The 14,975-nt window shown below is 49.8% G+C and carries 13 protein-coding genes; 6 read left to right on the top strand and 7 right to left on the bottom strand.

Annotated features, from left to right (window positions below; translation table 11 throughout):
- Positions 1 to 233 precede the first annotated feature (233 nt).
- Entirely contained in the window at positions 234 to 1,202 is a 969-nt protein-coding gene (locus RSX24_RS26960) for an arsenic resistance protein (RefSeq protein ID WP_343262287.1), read from the bottom strand.
- Between the two features lie 222 nt (positions 1,203 to 1,424).
- On the opposite strand from RSX24_RS26960, the gene RSX24_RS26955 reads away from it, so the two are divergent.
- Complete coding sequence (locus tag RSX24_RS26955) at positions 1,425 to 2,183, top strand: TspO-related membrane protein (protein ID WP_236417542.1); 759 nt, start codon at positions 1,425 to 1,427, stop codon at positions 2,181 to 2,183.
- A 115-nt stretch (positions 2,184 to 2,298) separates the two neighbouring features.
- On the opposite strand, the gene RSX24_RS26950 is transcribed toward RSX24_RS26955, so the two are convergent.
- Positions 2,299 to 2,673 carry a RidA family protein gene (locus RSX24_RS26950; RefSeq protein WP_236417543.1) on the bottom strand — a complete coding sequence of 125 codons (375 nt, stop codon included), beginning with the start codon at positions 2,671 to 2,673 and terminating at the stop codon, positions 2,299 to 2,301.
- A gap of 157 nt (positions 2,674 to 2,830) precedes the next feature.
- The gene (locus tag RSX24_RS26945; RefSeq protein ID WP_339275848.1) at positions 2,831 to 4,243 is read right to left on the bottom strand and encodes an ATP-binding protein; all 1,413 of its coding nucleotides are present in this window, start codon (positions 4,241 to 4,243) and stop codon (positions 2,831 to 2,833) included.
- Between the two features lie 221 nt (positions 4,244 to 4,464).
- Between RSX24_RS26945 and RSX24_RS26940 the strand changes: the two genes are divergently transcribed.
- Positions 4,465 to 5,118, top strand: coding sequence for a phosphatase PAP2 family protein (locus RSX24_RS26940; RefSeq protein ID WP_343262286.1), 654 nt, complete (start codon positions 4,465 to 4,467; stop codon positions 5,116 to 5,118).
- Here RSX24_RS26940 and RSX24_RS26935 read toward each other — a convergent pair.
- The 3 genes from RSX24_RS26935 to RSX24_RS26925 all read right to left on the bottom strand — a co-directional run bounded on the left by RSX24_RS26935 (position 5,111) and on the right by RSX24_RS26925 (position 7,757).
- Positions 5,111 to 6,634, bottom strand: a complete 1,524-nt coding sequence (locus tag RSX24_RS26935) for an HD-GYP domain-containing protein (protein WP_343262285.1) — start codon at positions 6,632 to 6,634, stop codon at positions 5,111 to 5,113. The genes RSX24_RS26940 and RSX24_RS26935 overlap by 8 nt on opposite strands.
- Positions 6,635 to 7,118: 484 nt before the next feature.
- The gene (locus tag RSX24_RS26930) at positions 7,119 to 7,241 is read right to left on the bottom strand and encodes a YjcZ family sporulation protein (protein ID WP_236417769.1); all 123 of its coding nucleotides are present in this window, start codon (positions 7,239 to 7,241) and stop codon (positions 7,119 to 7,121) included.
- 411 nt (positions 7,242 to 7,652) lie between these two features.
- Positions 7,653 to 7,757, bottom strand: a complete 105-nt coding sequence (locus RSX24_RS26925) for a YjcZ family sporulation protein (protein ID WP_236417547.1) — start codon at positions 7,755 to 7,757, stop codon at positions 7,653 to 7,655.
- A gap of 357 nt (positions 7,758 to 8,114) precedes the next feature.
- Here RSX24_RS26925 and RSX24_RS26920 point away from each other — a divergent pair, with 357 nt between their 5' ends.
- On the top strand, positions 8,115 to 9,251 hold the full coding sequence (locus RSX24_RS26920) for a PsbP-related protein (RefSeq protein ID WP_339275844.1): 1,137 nt from the start codon (positions 8,115 to 8,117) through the stop codon (positions 9,249 to 9,251).
- Between the two features lie 356 nt (positions 9,252 to 9,607).
- Positions 9,608 to 10,129, top strand: coding sequence for a stalk domain-containing protein (locus RSX24_RS26915; protein WP_236417771.1), 522 nt, complete (start codon positions 9,608 to 9,610; stop codon positions 10,127 to 10,129).
- Positions 10,130 to 10,251: 122 nt separating this feature from the next.
- On the opposite strand, the gene RSX24_RS26910 is transcribed toward RSX24_RS26915, so the two are convergent.
- Positions 10,252 to 10,587 carry an MTH1187 family thiamine-binding protein gene (locus tag RSX24_RS26910; protein WP_236417549.1) on the bottom strand — a complete coding sequence of 112 codons (336 nt, stop codon included), beginning with the start codon at positions 10,585 to 10,587 and terminating at the stop codon, positions 10,252 to 10,254.
- A gap of 765 nt (positions 10,588 to 11,352) precedes the next feature.
- Between RSX24_RS26910 and RSX24_RS26905 the strand changes: the two genes are divergently transcribed.
- Positions 11,353 to 13,686, top strand: coding sequence for a ribonucleoside-diphosphate reductase subunit alpha (locus RSX24_RS26905; RefSeq protein ID WP_339275842.1), 2,334 nt, complete (start codon positions 11,353 to 11,355; stop codon positions 13,684 to 13,686).
- A gap of 148 nt (positions 13,687 to 13,834) precedes the next feature.
- Positions 13,835 to 14,866 (top strand): ribonucleotide-diphosphate reductase subunit beta, encoded by a 1,032-nt coding sequence (locus RSX24_RS26900; protein ID WP_236417551.1) that lies wholly within the window; start codon positions 13,835 to 13,837, stop codon positions 14,864 to 14,866.
- Positions 14,867 to 14,975 lie beyond the last annotated feature (109 nt).

Below are 14,975 nucleotides of genomic sequence, written 5' to 3'. Positions count from 1 at the left end.
TCTCCTTTGGAATTCGAGCAACAGTATTACCAAAAAACCTCATAAACGAGAGTGTCCACTTTATTGACAGAAGAGCAGTAGACACGCTATTTCAAGAAAATGGTGTGTGCTGAGTCCATTCGGCCAGCAATAGCGTGTCTGAGGTTCGTTAGCCGAAATTAAAGGTCATATTCTGCCGAATAAGGTGTGCAATGTTCGTTGCGCATAGTACAGGGCCATGGGACGTCTTTTTCTCAAGTCAGTCGATCTCTCATGATCCACGCAGGGACCAACCTGATATAAACCAGTTCCGCAGCTAGCTCAACCATCGTTTGCGTCACGATGACCGCCGCCGCCATTGTCGCCCATTCCTGCGGCAGCGCCAGGGCCAGTGGCATAACTACCAGCGAATTACGCGTGGCCGAACTGAAGATCACGGCTCGTCCCGAACCGACGTCCAAGCGAAAAATTGCCGCGATGAACCGCGAAACGATTGGCATGACGACAGCAAAAGCCACATAGATTGGCACGACGCCAACGATGACCCCGATATCCTCGCGAACTTTGCCGATTTGGGAGGCTACCACCACAAGCAGGGCCAGCGCCATCAGCGGGACCGGCAGCCAGGCCGCTGCCTGAAGCACGGCCTCTCCTTTTTTCCTGCGTTTGCCCCACAGCTGCGTAAGGAGCGCCAACACCATCGGAATAACGATCAAAAACAGAAAGGCTTCGACAAACGGCCCCACTTCCATCACCCGGGCTGCCTCACTACCGACAAACAGCCACAAATACAGCGGCAGCAGCACCATCTGTGCAATAAAAAGCAATGGCGTTGCGGCAAGCACAAGTTTCTCGTTCCCTTTGCCTAACTGGGTGAACACGATGACATAGTCGATGCAAGGCGTCAACAGCACCAAAAGAACCCCGATCAGCACAGGAGACGATTGAGGGAACAATAGCGTAAGTCCCAGTACAACCACGGGCACCACGACGAAATTCGCCGTTAACAGCGCCCCCATGAAACGAAGGTTGGACCAGGCCTCCCTGACTTGCAAAAAAGGAATTTGCGCAAACATGCTGTATAACAGCACCGCGAGTACCGGGGATACGGCCATTCCAAGCGCAGCTCCCCCCTTTTCACTTCCCAGTCCGATGGCCGCCCCTGCCAGCAGCGCCGCAACGTAAAACCAGCTTTGGTATTTCTCCATCGTTTCACGTCTCATTCCATGCTCTCCCCGCTCTTCTCCATCCCCTGAGGGACATATTATGTTCCGCCTCCGCGTAACCTTGGACAGGACGCTGCAAACAAATCCGCATTTCGTTCCCTGCTCCCCTATCTGTCACAATTTTCAGATGCGCTTATTTAAACTTTTCCGGAATTGGGTATATTCAAGGTAGGATGACCCGCTGTTCATTCATCTGCTGCATACCAAGGAGGAAATGCCATGTCTCGTAATCTTCCATACAAATGGATCAATGCCATTAGCTTTGCCGCCATGGTTGTCGTGAACTATCTATCCAATGCCCTGCCGATCGGCGGCAGGACCAACAAACAAGTATCTGATATGTACCCCGTCTTGATCACCCCGGCCGGATATGCCTTTTCGATCTGGGCACTCATTTATTTGCTGCTTGCCGGGTTCGTGATCTATGGATTCCTTCCTTCTTCCCGGAAAAGGGATTCCATCCCCAGCCTGGGTTATTGGTTCCCCGTCAGCTGCGCTCTGAATATTGCTTGGATTTTTGCTTTTCAGAACCTGCAAATCGGGCTGTCTTTGCTGATCATGGTCATGCTGCTCCTGTCCCTGATTGCATTGTATTTACGAACACGCGCCATTACGATACCTACCACGGCCGAGATCTGGTTCATTAAACTGCCCTTCAGCATCTATCTGGGCTGGATAAGCGTAGCAACCATCATTAACGTCGCCGTGTTATTGCGCAAAATCGGTTGGGACGGCTTCGGGCTCAGCGATTCAACATGGGCAATCATCATGCTTGCCGTGGGCACGTTGCTCGCGGTGCTGGTAAGCTTCCCATACAGAGACGGATTCTATCCACTCGTTTTCACCTGGGCCTACATCGCGATTGCGATCAAACAAAAGGATGTCATTTCCGTCTATTATACGGCAATCGCGGCAGCGATTGTGCTGGCGATTTATGCGGTGTGGCTGTTCCTGGCCAGCAATCAGGACCGGGACTGACATTTTAATATAGGGGTGGATAAGAAACTAGCTTCATCATAACGATAGACATATAAAAAGCCGAGTCCGGTTATCCAACCAAACTCGGCTTTTATGGTTCTGGCCTGTCCAAGAACTATTTCAGGGCAATAACCTCGATCTCGACGAGTGCATCCTTCGGCAGACGGGCTACCTCCACCGCACTGCGTGCCGGATAAGGCTGTTCGAAGAAGCTGCTGTACACTTCGTTTACAGGCACGAAATCGTTCATGTCTTTCAGGAAAACCGTCGTTTTCACCACTTTATCCATGCTTGTGCCCGCCGCTTCCAGAATGGCTTTTACATTGCTCAAAGACAGGCGCGCTTGTTCCTGCACATCTGCTCCAAATTCTCCCGTTTGGGGATTGAGTCCCAATTGGCCGGAAGTGTAAACGAAGCCGCCGGCTTCGATCGCTTGGCTGTATGGTCCGATGGCGCCTGGCGCCTGCTCGGTAGAGATTGGTTTTTTCATGGACATGATCTCCTTTGCTTTCATCCTGTTTTGGTTGATGATTATTATATCACGATCCTGTCCTCGGGCAACTAACGTCCTTTACGCAATACGGAGCACAGCCCAAAGAGGATAACCTTCAGGAATTTTCCAACTTCCACTCGCGGCATACGCGTTGTCAATTCATTTTTTCACAAGTCAACGGCAGGTACAAACGAAAGGTGCTTCCCTCTCCCTCCGCGCTTTCAAGCTGAATAAAACCACCCAGCAATCCGGCCAAATCACGGCTGATGGACAGACCCAGACCTGTGCCGCCGAATTTGCGGCTGATCGAACCGTCCGCCTGCTGAAATGCTTCGAAAATCGATTGGTGCCGTTCCTTCGGGATGCCGATTCCCGTATCCTTAATGGAAAAGACGATCCACCGGCCCGAAAAGCCTTCGCTGCAGGCCTCGCTGCTGATCGTCAGCTTTACGGTCCCCTGATGCGTGAATTTAACCGCATTGGACACCAGGTTGCGCAAAATCTGCTGGATGCGCTGCGGATCGGACCACAACGTCTCGGGGACGCCCGGTTCCTGTTCCATCAGCAGTTGAATGCCCTTCTTCTCCGCAACCAACAGAAAGTGGCTCATCGCATCCTCGGCCAGCTGCTTGACGCCAATCTGCTCAAGCACGATATCCAGCCGTCCTGCCTCCACCTTGGACAAATCCAAAATATCGTTGATCAACGCGAGCAGCTCCTGACCGGACTGGTCGATCATCTCCGCAAATCGGACGATCTCCTCCTTGTCCATCGTGTCCGTGTTTTCACTGATCATTTGCGCAAAATTAATGACGCTGTTCAGCGGCGTCCGCAGCTCATGGGACATGTTGGCCAGAAATTCCGATTTGTACTGCGAAGCCAGCGCAAGCTGCCTCGCACGCTCCTCCAGCACCGCCTGAGCGCGCTGCAGTTCTTCCTTTTGCAAGGATAACAGGCGATTGGTGCTCTGTATGAGCACAATCCGATTCTGTTCATTCTGAAAATCCCGCAGAATAACGGTAAATACGAAGCTGAGCACGACGCCGGCCGGCAGCGTGTAAGGCATGATATGCGAGAAAAAGTACGTTGCCGGGATGACGCCAAACGCGGCAATGTTGAGGCTGTTAACCATATTTACGATCAGGATCACAAGCACGGCCTTGATAATCAGCCTATAGTCCGTTCGCCTCATCCAGACATTCAATCCTGCGCACACTGCGCCAAGTATAGTCAAGTTGATCAATCCGGCCAGCGTGGCCTCGTTAATTCCGAAGGTTAACCGAGTCAGTCCGATCCCCAACCCGATCAGGAAAACGCTATAAGGCTGCCTGTACGTCAGCACTGCAACGATCAACGGAACGAAGCGAAGATCGAAAATGACCTCATCGTTCAGTTGGAAGCCAAAAACCATGCTGATCCACCCGGCCAGTATGAGCAGGAACACCGATATCATTTGTTTAAATTTGGGAGAAGTTCGTATGACAACGTATTTATAGAACAGACTAGCAAGATAGGCGAATGTAATCAGCATCCCCATATTCATGACGAACATTTTTGAAAATTCCATTCACTCACTCCCGTTGTCCCAACCATCGCAATGGACGGCCCTTTTGTACCTTCATCATATCACGCTCAGCCAATCTTCGACATTCTGCCCTGGAAAATGTACACAAAAAAACACACAAATCCCGATTCAATTTGTGCGCTTAAAATTGTAAAATATATTATTGTCTATTTATTCGTTGCATCCACTTCCTTGCAGACGTGGACGAAAGGAGAAGCACTGCCGTGCAATCGCTAAAAAGCAAATCCTACTGGCTGTCTTTGAGCCTGATGCTCTCGCTTGTCGTTATGGGACTGTTCTATGATGTCCTCAATTCACCTGATCGCGGATTCGTCGTGTTGCGCTCACCCATCGATCAAGCGATTCCGTTCCTTCCCTTGATGTCCATTCCATACCTGGGATGGTATCCGTTCGTTTTCGGCGTGCTCGCTTATCTCTGTGCCAAAGACCGAGAAGTCTATTACCGGGTGTTGTTGTCCATGAACATCTGTGTTTGGATCTGTTATCTCATTTATTTCAATTTTCAGACGACGGTACACCGCCCCGTGATTACAGGAAGCGGCATCGGCAGTTCCATCGTAAGCTGGCTTTATGGCCGAGACGAACCGTTCAACTGCTTTCCCAGCATTCATGCCTTATACTCCTACCTGGTCATGCGGGCGGCATTCTCCGTCCAGGGAATAAAGCGGCAATTGAAACTGCTCATCGCCAGCGGTTCGGCAGTCATCGTGCTCTCGACCCTGCTGATCAAGCAGCATGTTATCTACGATGCGCTCGGAGCTATCATCTTGGGCGAGCTCATTTTCACACTGGTTACCGGACTATTCCTGCACCGCCGGCGCAGAAAAGAATCCAAATGGACAGAAAGAATCAACTGACCCTTTTGTCCGGCGAACCGTGGAGATGCTGCCTGCGCCTCCATTCATTGATGAACAAACCCGCATAATGGGGGTCCCATTGGGTCCCCTTTCCTTCCTCTAAAATGGCCAATGCCCGTTCATGGCTCATTCCGCTCCGGTACGGGCGGTCCGAGGTCATGGCATCAAATGCATCCGCTACCGCGATAATGCGACCGAATACCGGAATATCCTGACCCGCTTTCCCATCCGGATACCCTTTTCCATCATAACGTTCATGGTGCGAGCGCACTCCCGGCAGAAAATCCGCCATCGCTTCAGCCGGCTCGATTTGCTGCAACAGGTTTTCCCCCAGCACGGGGTGCGTTTTGATAATGTCGAACTCATCGTCGGTCAACTTGCCGTCTTTGTGCAGAACTTCATCCGGAATTCCAATTTTGCCGATGTCGTGCAGCAGGGCAGATTTGTATAAAAGGTCTGACTGCTCCTCGCTCATTCCGCTCAGCTTGCCGATCATGAGGGAATATTCAGCGACACGCATCGAATGTCCGGCCGTATACTTGTCCCTTGCATCCAGGGCGGCTGCCAGCATCGTAAAGTAGCTCTGCGTCAGTTGCCGGTTGCGCTCCTGCCTGATTTCGAGCCGGTTAATCATCATGTTGAATCCGGCGATCAGCGCGGAAAATTCATCGCCGTACAAATCCGGCATCCTTCGGCCGAAATCCCCCTCTTGAATGCGGTTCATCTCCTCGGTCAGTTCCTTCACGGGGTCTCGTACATCGCGAATCAGCAGCCAGCTCCCGACCATGGCAACCCCTGCCCCCAGGATGACGATCAGAAGGGCCCATATCAGATATTCCCGGGCAAACTCATGGTCCACGTACTGCAAGCGAATCGAAGTGGCAAAAAAGAACAATAGCAGAGGAAACAGACTGATCATGGCTGTGCTTAACCGAATTTTGCGCTGAAAGGATACCATGATGCGACCGCCAAGCGACGGCTCGAAGCCATGCTGGATCTTTCCCAGCCTTCTTACCTCCAGCAGTAACGGCCTGATGGCCAGCACGGTGAGATAATACTCGGCCAAAGCATGCATCCCGGCAATCAACAGCGCGCAGACCGCTGCAATAGCTACATATTCGGGCGAGAATTGGATCCAGCCCTTAAAGAACATCCACCACGTTAGACCTGCTGCCGGCAGGGCAAAGCCAAACAAATGGGGACCCAGAATGCGATAAGCCGCCTGTTCCGGCAAACGGTGAATTCGCTCATATATTCCGTTCAATTCGGCCCGATCCGTTCGCTTGGCAGCAAAAAAGCGCCTTATCGGGCGAAGTTGACGCTTGAGGACCAGCCATTCGAACCCTGTCATCGACAGCAGGGAAATCGCTACAATAACGATCAGGTGCATAAGTTGGGCTTTTGGGAATTGCAAGGTGGAAACCATCATGACGGTTCCAATCATGACCAAAGCCGCCACGGAGCCCATCACATAATTCCGCAACAAACGAACTACAAACGAACGGTAAATTTCCACCCTTATCCCTCACTCTCCATTTGCATCACTTCTTCCCCTGTCAATAAGGCGGATCTTGATGACGCTTGTATATGTGTTATCGGCAAATTGGGCGGAAAGAATTAATATTTAGGCCGTGCGCAATCATGAAAAGGATTCAATATATTTGCAAAAAATTACATGATGTGGTATGATAATAAAGTTGGTTTACAACCTCAAATGATTTTCACTCTTCTTTTAACCCCTGAATATTTTCTTCATGCTGCATCCGCAGCGAATATGTATCACTTAACCCATGGAGATTGAAGAACCTGAATTGCACTGACCCGGTATTTGCAGGGTACGCAAGATTTTTCCATTCACACTGGCGCGGTCATCGGAGCCGCAAGGACAAAAGAGAGGCAGGGCTTTTGTTGTTTGGACATCACTTATTCCAGAGAAGACTGAAAACATACACAAAACACCCGGAATTGGGTTCCGGGTGTTTTTCCATGTTATGTGCCCATTAGATGAAAAACGTTTTGGAAATAATGACCAGAAGGATGAACAATACGAGGATGGTGCCCACCGAACTCCAGCCGCCGCCGTACCCGTAGCATCCATAGTTTTGCTGATAATCCTGTTTCATAACAGGACCTTGGTTCGGCTGATATCCATAGCCATACCCCGTTGGCATTCCATAGCCGTAACCGTAACCATAACTGTTAGGGTAACCATGTCCGTACCCATTCGCATCATAACCTGCATTTCCCTGCATATTTCCATAACCTCCCATATTATTAGAGTAAACATGACCTTTCCCGTTCGGTGTTTTCGGTTTATTCACTTCGCTCATCGTTCATTCCTCCTTAGCATTTGCCTACACCCCTAAGCTATGTATCCAGCCCTTTCCCGGACCGGGCTATGGCCCTCTTGGCGCAAAATGGGCTTTCGTACCCTGTCTTTGATCCATGCCGCTGTGAAACTTCTGGCCTTTCTTCCTCCCCGAGCTTGTCCGCAAAAGAAAAACTCCGCCGGTTGCCCGGCGGAGTCGATCAAGCTATACCCAGAAAGATTTGGTGATGATGACCAAGAGAATGAACAGGACCAAGATGGCGCCTGTCGATGTCCACGGGTTGCCGTAAGCACCTACAACTCCACTCATGTAAAACCCTCCTTTAACGTGGGGTACGATTCACTATATGCATTTCTCCCCTTCAAGACCGGGCTCATGCCGAAAATGGGCGATTTCTGCCTGAAACAAAAACAAATTGAAACCTTATTCAGCAAGAAGCGTTATAATTTACCTGAGGGGTGCACACCAATGAAGAAAGGAGGCAGAAGCAAAAAGAAGAAACGGTTTATGTTCAACCGGGACATGGATTCTCTATGAAAGAGATGGAACCTATCTACAAGGCGAATCTATCCACATCATTGGCATATCCTCACCAAATCCAAAGTCAACAATAACCACAGAAAAAATATCCCAGCCGATGGGAATAGCACTTAGGAGAATATATCAATGAAAAAAATAATTACCGTTCTCGCCCTTGCAGCACTACTCAGCGCTTGCGGGAATGCAGAAAAATCGACAACATCGGAAACAACTCAGCCTCAAACGACAACGACTACCGAAGCAACGGCCAATGAAAGCGCAAAATATACTACATACAGCGGAGAAGGCTTTTCCTTCTCATATCCAGAAGATTGGAAAGAATTTGATACAAGCCAGCTGAACTCGCCTGCCATCAAAGCGGCCTTCTCCGACCCTGCTGCAACCAAGTTTGCGGATAATATCAATTTTACGATTGAAGCCAACGCAAGCGGGGTTGCTGATCCCGAGCAGTTGGCCGCTACGCTTGTTGATTACTATGTTAACAACGGCATAAACGCAGGTATTGAAGGATATCAAAAAACCAGTTACACCGATAAGCCAAATAAAGATTTTAAAGGCGGCGTGTTGCAAGGCACTTATAAAAACGCAGCCGGCGTCGAGGTGGTCATGGTCCAATACATGATTCCAGTGAATGCGGAACTGTATACTGCTACGCTGACCTATGGCAAGGATTCCTACGATGATGCCGGTAAAAAAGAGGTTGAGGATATTTTGAATTCCGTGACCATTTCGCCGGCAACAGCACAAACCACTGGCACGAAGGCCAGCGATGCTGCCGGATCAGATGACGTCGCATTTGAAACGGCGGCTGATTTCTTCAACGAGATCACGCCAATCATCACTGAACAAACTGCGTTCATGGAGCAGCCATCCTACGATTTCTTTGCCCAAAATAGTGACTTGTTCATTCCCGAGACGCCTGATGTTCAGAAAAAAGTTAAAAAACTGGTAGACCCTGCCGTAACGCCGAAACACTTGAATAAAAACATCGCCAACTATTTCGAATCATTCATTCAAATTAGCGGCGAGGTCGTCAGCGTCGAAGAAAATAATTCCTTGGGCGCAACCTTCTCCGTGATTCACATCATGGATGATAACGAGAACAATATCGTTGCAGTCTATCCGAACAGCACCGGTGATCTGTTGGAAGGCGATTATGCCACTGTGATTGGGCCGCCAATCACCAATTTCTCTTTCGCCAACATCAGCGGCGGGTATACGAATGCCACACTGATTGGTGCAGCACTCCTGGAACAAGAATAATTTCTTTCCACAGAAAGAGAACGTTAACGCCATATTCACCAGAATATCCGTAAAACACAAAGAGCGAGCCCCCGATGTTAAAACAACGGGAGGCTCGCTCTTTGACTCTCTATAGGCGTTCGTGCACGTCTAGACCGGACTCATGTCAAAAAAGGACACAGTCATCAAAGAATTTATCGCAAAAATGAAGGACAATAGTACTTCTTTCATAAAAACCTCAGAACATAAATCAAAATGATAATTGAGCCATTAGCATTATAAAAATAATGATATCAACCCGTGTCTATCTTGTCACAATCGGGTATGATTCTCAGATAACACCATATCTTGTTCTAGGAGTGATGATTCAAGTGAAAATGAAAAAGGTGATTGTGGCATTATCGCTGGGGATGTTGATTGGGTCTTCTTCCATGGCTGTAGCCGCAACTTCTCAAAAAATTCAGGCTACTATTGCTAACTTCAAAATCGTGGTCAACGGTCAATCGAGATCCGTTTCCTCCGATCAATTGCTCTATAAAGGGAATACATATGTCCAATTGCGGGAAGCTGCGAAACTGCTTGGTTACGAAGTAAATTATCAAAGTGCCAATCGGTCCATTCAGTTTTCGGCCAAAAGCCAGTCCCAGTCCGAGTGGATCACTCTAATCGACCTGTCCGCTTCTTATGGTTATGAAGTCAAGCTTAAGGGTGATTCTGCAGATGTATATACCGTTTCCAAAGACCTAAAAACGCTATTAACCGTGGATGCCAATGGCCTGAAAGAAAATGAGGAAAAGGTTGTTGCCGATCCGACCGGAAAAACCATTCGCTATAAAAAGCTTCAAGGTTCCCTCGTTCTTAAACGGGCAGATCTAAAAGAAGCGGGCCTCATCCGTTAATTATGAATCCACAAAAAGCTTCCGCTGTGTAAGCGTGAAGCTTTTTGTTTGCATCAATTTAGGCATATAACATGATGCTAGGAATACGTAATTTACACAACACAATTCACGAAAATGCAGGTTTAATTCAATTCTTGCGGACGGGACGGCAGCGCAGTTAGTTTGTCGCGCACCGACTGCAGCTTTTGTTCACTGGATGCACCCGGTTTGTCGCGCCTGTCGTCGATTTTTACGGACGTGGATACCCGCTGCGCTCCCGACAGGAACGGCGCCTCGTGCAGCGCGGCAATCGCCGTGAACACTTCGTCCAGCGGTCCTTCGATAATCGTGCTCATCGAGGTCAGCTGATATGTAATTCCCCGCTGCCTTTCCAATACTTTTTGCATATCCGCTACATAACCGCTCAAGCTGGTGGTTCCGGTTCCGATCGGAATTACAGTTACTTCCGCTATTGCCATTTCGCTAGCCTCCCTCTGACCGTGCAAATCCGCTCGGCCACCCATTTTGTGATCGTTTTTGACTTATTTTATTGTACCAGTTGAATGAACGCCAATTCAAACTGACGTTAAAACGTCACCCTCTTTTGACGAAAATTTTTTTTGGGCAATCCGCAAATCTTCCAGTCCTTTTCCTTTGCGGTATTGAGGCTTCATATGATATACTCGGAATTACGTTTTGGCTTATCGTCCTGTTTACAAACACTATATGTTGGGTTACATTAGGATAGCAGCAACAAAATGTAGTGAAATGTTATAACCCCGCTTCTATGAGTCTACTTCTGCAGGTTCGCGAGAAACAAAAATGGGACTACCTACAAAGACATCTTTGGCAGGTGCGCATTGCTCTCCACGAACAGAGTCGACCTCGAGGCACCGGGGCTGTTTGGACTGGCCAAGTCCATCGGCTTACATCATATTTTGGCACCAGCACTGTTTACATACGGTGTCCCTGTGTTAACCAGCTTTTTGGAGGCATGAAGAGGACAGCCGGACATCAGAAAGCATTTTCGGCCGTGAGGCAGGGAGAATGCTTTTTGTATGGACATGCACCGTGCACTGCCTTACCCGCAACTTGCTGCCTAAGCATTTGAATAGCCATTGCAGCAGCCATTTTGTCCGCATACGAAACAGCACGAATTAGCAGCTACACCACATCGTAACAACTCAATTCTTAACATAAGAATTTTCCAAAACACTTTGACCGTATGAAAGAGAGGAATATCCATGCCACAAGTTGTGACCAAGCCGAACAATCGTCAGCTGGCCTTTGACGACATGCGCATTTCGGTCTATGCCGACCGCATTCTGCAAGATTTGGAGATGCTCGACAAGGAGCGCCTGGTACGCGGGGTGAACAGCAAGCTTCGCCGCGACGAGGTCACCGGGGACGAAATCAGTTCCGCGTTTATGATGAGCGCCTTGGAGCTCGTCAGCAAAGAGGAACCCAACTGGAAATTCGCCGCAGCGCGTTCCCTGCTCACTTCCCTGTACAAAAAAGCGGCCAACAACCGCCGCTACAAATCCTATCCGGACGAGCCGTACGGTGCTTTCTACCCGTTGATCGTAGATCTGGTGAAAAAGGGCATCTACCGCGAAGAATTGCTCGAATGTTATACCAAAGAGCAGATCGACGAGCTCGCAGACTGCATCGACTACCGCAATGACCTGCTGTTCGACTATATTGGCCTGCTTACGCTGGCAGAACGTTACCTCGCCCATGATTTTGACGGCAAAGTCATGGAACTTCCGCAAGAGCGTTACATGGTCATCGCCATGTACCTGATGCACCAGGAACCAGCCGAGAAACGCATGGACCTGGTCAAAGAAGCGTACTGGGCAATGAGCAACATGTACATGACGGCAGCGACGCCAACGATGTCCAATGCCGGCAAAAAGGTAGCCGGACAGCTCTCCAGCTGCTTCATCGATACCGTGGATGACTCGCTGGAAGGCATCTTCGACTCCAATACCGACGTGGCACGTCTCAGCAAAATGGGCGGCGGCATCGGCGTCTACCTCGGCAAAGTCAGAGCGCGCGGCTCCGACATTCGCGGACACAAAAACACAAGCTCCGGCGTCATCCCATGGATTCGCCAGTTGAACAATACAGCCGTCAGCGTGGATCAGCTCGGTACGCGGAAAGGCGCAATCGCCGTTTATCTGGACGTATTCCACAAAGACATTCTCGCCTTCCTTGACCTGAAGCTGAACAACGGGGACGAGCGTATGCGTGCGCATGACGTATTCCACGGCGTATGTCTTCCTGACTTGTTCATGGAACGTGTCGAGCAGCGTGGCGAGTGGAGCCTGTTCTGCCCGCACGAAGTGAAGAAAGTGATGGGATGGAAAGACGAAAACGGACGTGCACTCGGGTTGGAAGACTTCTACGATGAAACGTTTGGCCAAGGTACATTCCGCGAGAAGTACGAGGAAGCCGTCAACCATCCGTTGCTGTCCCGCATTACGGTACAAGCGATCGACATCATGAAACGTATCATGAAGTCCCAGCTTGAAACCGGCACGCCTTACATGTTCTATCGCGATACGGTCAACCGCGCGAACCCGAACCGCGCACACGGCATGGTATACTCTTCCAACCTGTGCACGGAAATCATGCAAAACCAATCGGCAACCGTCGTGGAAAAAGAAGAACTCGTCACGAAGGACGGCCAAACGCGCATCGTCATTTCAAAAGTTCCCGGCGATTTCGTGGTATGCAACCTGAACTCCATCCACTTGGCACGCGCCGTGCCTCATAATGTGTTGGAGCGCCTGATTCCGATCCAGGTTCGCATGCTCGACAACGTGATCGACATCAACAATATCGAAGTGCTGCAAGCCCAATACACGAACAGCCAATATCGTGCCGTGGGCCTTGGAACATTCGGATTGCACCATCTGCTTGCCCTGGAAGGCATCCGTTGGGAGTCCGACGAAGCCGTGACCTACAACGACAACCTGTACGAAAAAATCAACTACCTGCTCGTGAAATCCAGCATGGAACTGGCCAAGGAAAAAGGACATTATCCGAAATTCAAAGGCTCCGACTGGGAAAGCGGGCAATATTTCGAGCAGCGTGATTACACGACAGGCAACCGCGTCGGCGAATTCGTAACGACGGAGCAATGGAAAGAACTGCAAGCCGAAGTGCAGCGGAACGGCGTGCGCAATGCGTGGATGTTCGCGATCGCGCCGAACGGCTCGACGTCCATCATTGCCGGCTCGACGGCCAGCATCGACCCGCTCTATGAGCTGTTGTCCTACGAAGAGAAAACGACGTACAAAATCGCCAACCCGGCACCGGATCTGTCCGAAAAAACGATCTGGTACTACAAAACGGCGTTCATGGTGGATCAGCATGCTTCGATCAACATGGCCTCGGCCCGCCAGCGCCACGTGGACCAAGGCCAAAGCTTCAACTTGTACGTTCGTCCGGACATCAAAGCAACCGAATTCCTGGACCTGCATCTGCATGCCTGGAAAGCCGGTCTGAAATCAACCTATTACGTCCGCAGCCGCGCATTGACCATCGAAGAATGCGAATCCTGCGCTAGCTGATTAATGAATTATCCCTGAGTTACGATAACCTCCAGGGCACCCTGTTTTCTTTGCAAACCGGCGCTGCCCTGGTTGTTTTTTTGCCCAAAACCGGATCATTGCATCCACCCGGATGTTGAAATAGATTTTTTAAGGAGTGAATCGTTTCATGCAATTACAGAAAATTTTCAATACGGAAGCCCCCAACCAATCGACCCGCATTATCGAAGGTGAATGCTCGGGCATTCTGAACTGGAATGACATTCGGATGCCTCACATGTACAAATTGTACAAGGTTTTGCTCCTGAATCACTGGATCGCGGATGAAATCCCGATGTCCAAGGATGCTTCCCAGTTCGCGCAGCTGGACCCCGAGGAGCAGCGTACGTTCAAGATCAACATTTCCCTGCTTGCGGTGCTGGACTCCATGCAAACGATGTTTGTGGGCGACGTGAAACGCTACTTCACCGATTCCTCGCTCGAAGCGATCTCGGCGATTATCGGGCAGCAGGAAGTGGTTCATAACCAATCCTACTCCTACGTGCTTTCTTCCATCGTATCCGAGCAAGAACAAAAGGAAATTTTCGAGTATTGGAAACATGATCCGGTATTGCTGGAACGCAACCAGTTCATCTCCGACATCTATCAAAGCTTCCGGGACGAACCGTCTCCGCAGACGTTCTTCCAGGCGATGGTTGCAGACCTCATTCTGGAGGGTATTTTCTTCTACAGCACGTTTGCCTTCTTCTACAACCTGGCCCGTGACCAGAAAATGATGGCGACAAGCCAAATGATTTCGTACATCCAACGCGACGAGAACCAGCACTGCTACTTCTTCGCCGAAGTGTTCAAACAATTGCTCGCAGACTTCCCAGAACTGAACACAGCGGAAAACATGGACTACGTCTACAAAACGATCGACCGTGCCGTGCAGCTCGAAACCAACTGGGCCCATTACACGCTCAGCAACGTAAACGGCATCGACCTGAACGAGCTTTCCGATTACATCAAATACATCGCCAACAAACGCCTGCGCCTGATGGGCATGGAAAAAGCGTACGAAGGCGTTGACGTCAACTGCATGCCTTGGATCAAACCATTCTCCGACGAAGCGCTGAACGCAACCAAAACAGACTTCTTCGAAGCCAAATCCCGCAACTACGGCAAAGTCGGCGACGACAACGGGTTCGACGATTTGTAAAACTCAGTCAACATCGGCTTGCCCATGCCTGACTTGGCAGAATAGAAAACGGATGAAATCCCGGAATAGGATTTCATCCGTTTTTTTGTCGATCCCACTTTCATTGGAT

It is taken from the genome of Paenibacillus hubeiensis, from assembly GCF_032334105.1.
GTDB lineage: Bacteria > Bacillota > Bacilli > Paenibacillales > Paenibacillaceae > Paenibacillus > Paenibacillus hubeiensis.
The sequence above is the reverse complement of the archived record's forward strand: the minus strand, read 5'-3'. Positions and strand labels throughout refer to the sequence as shown.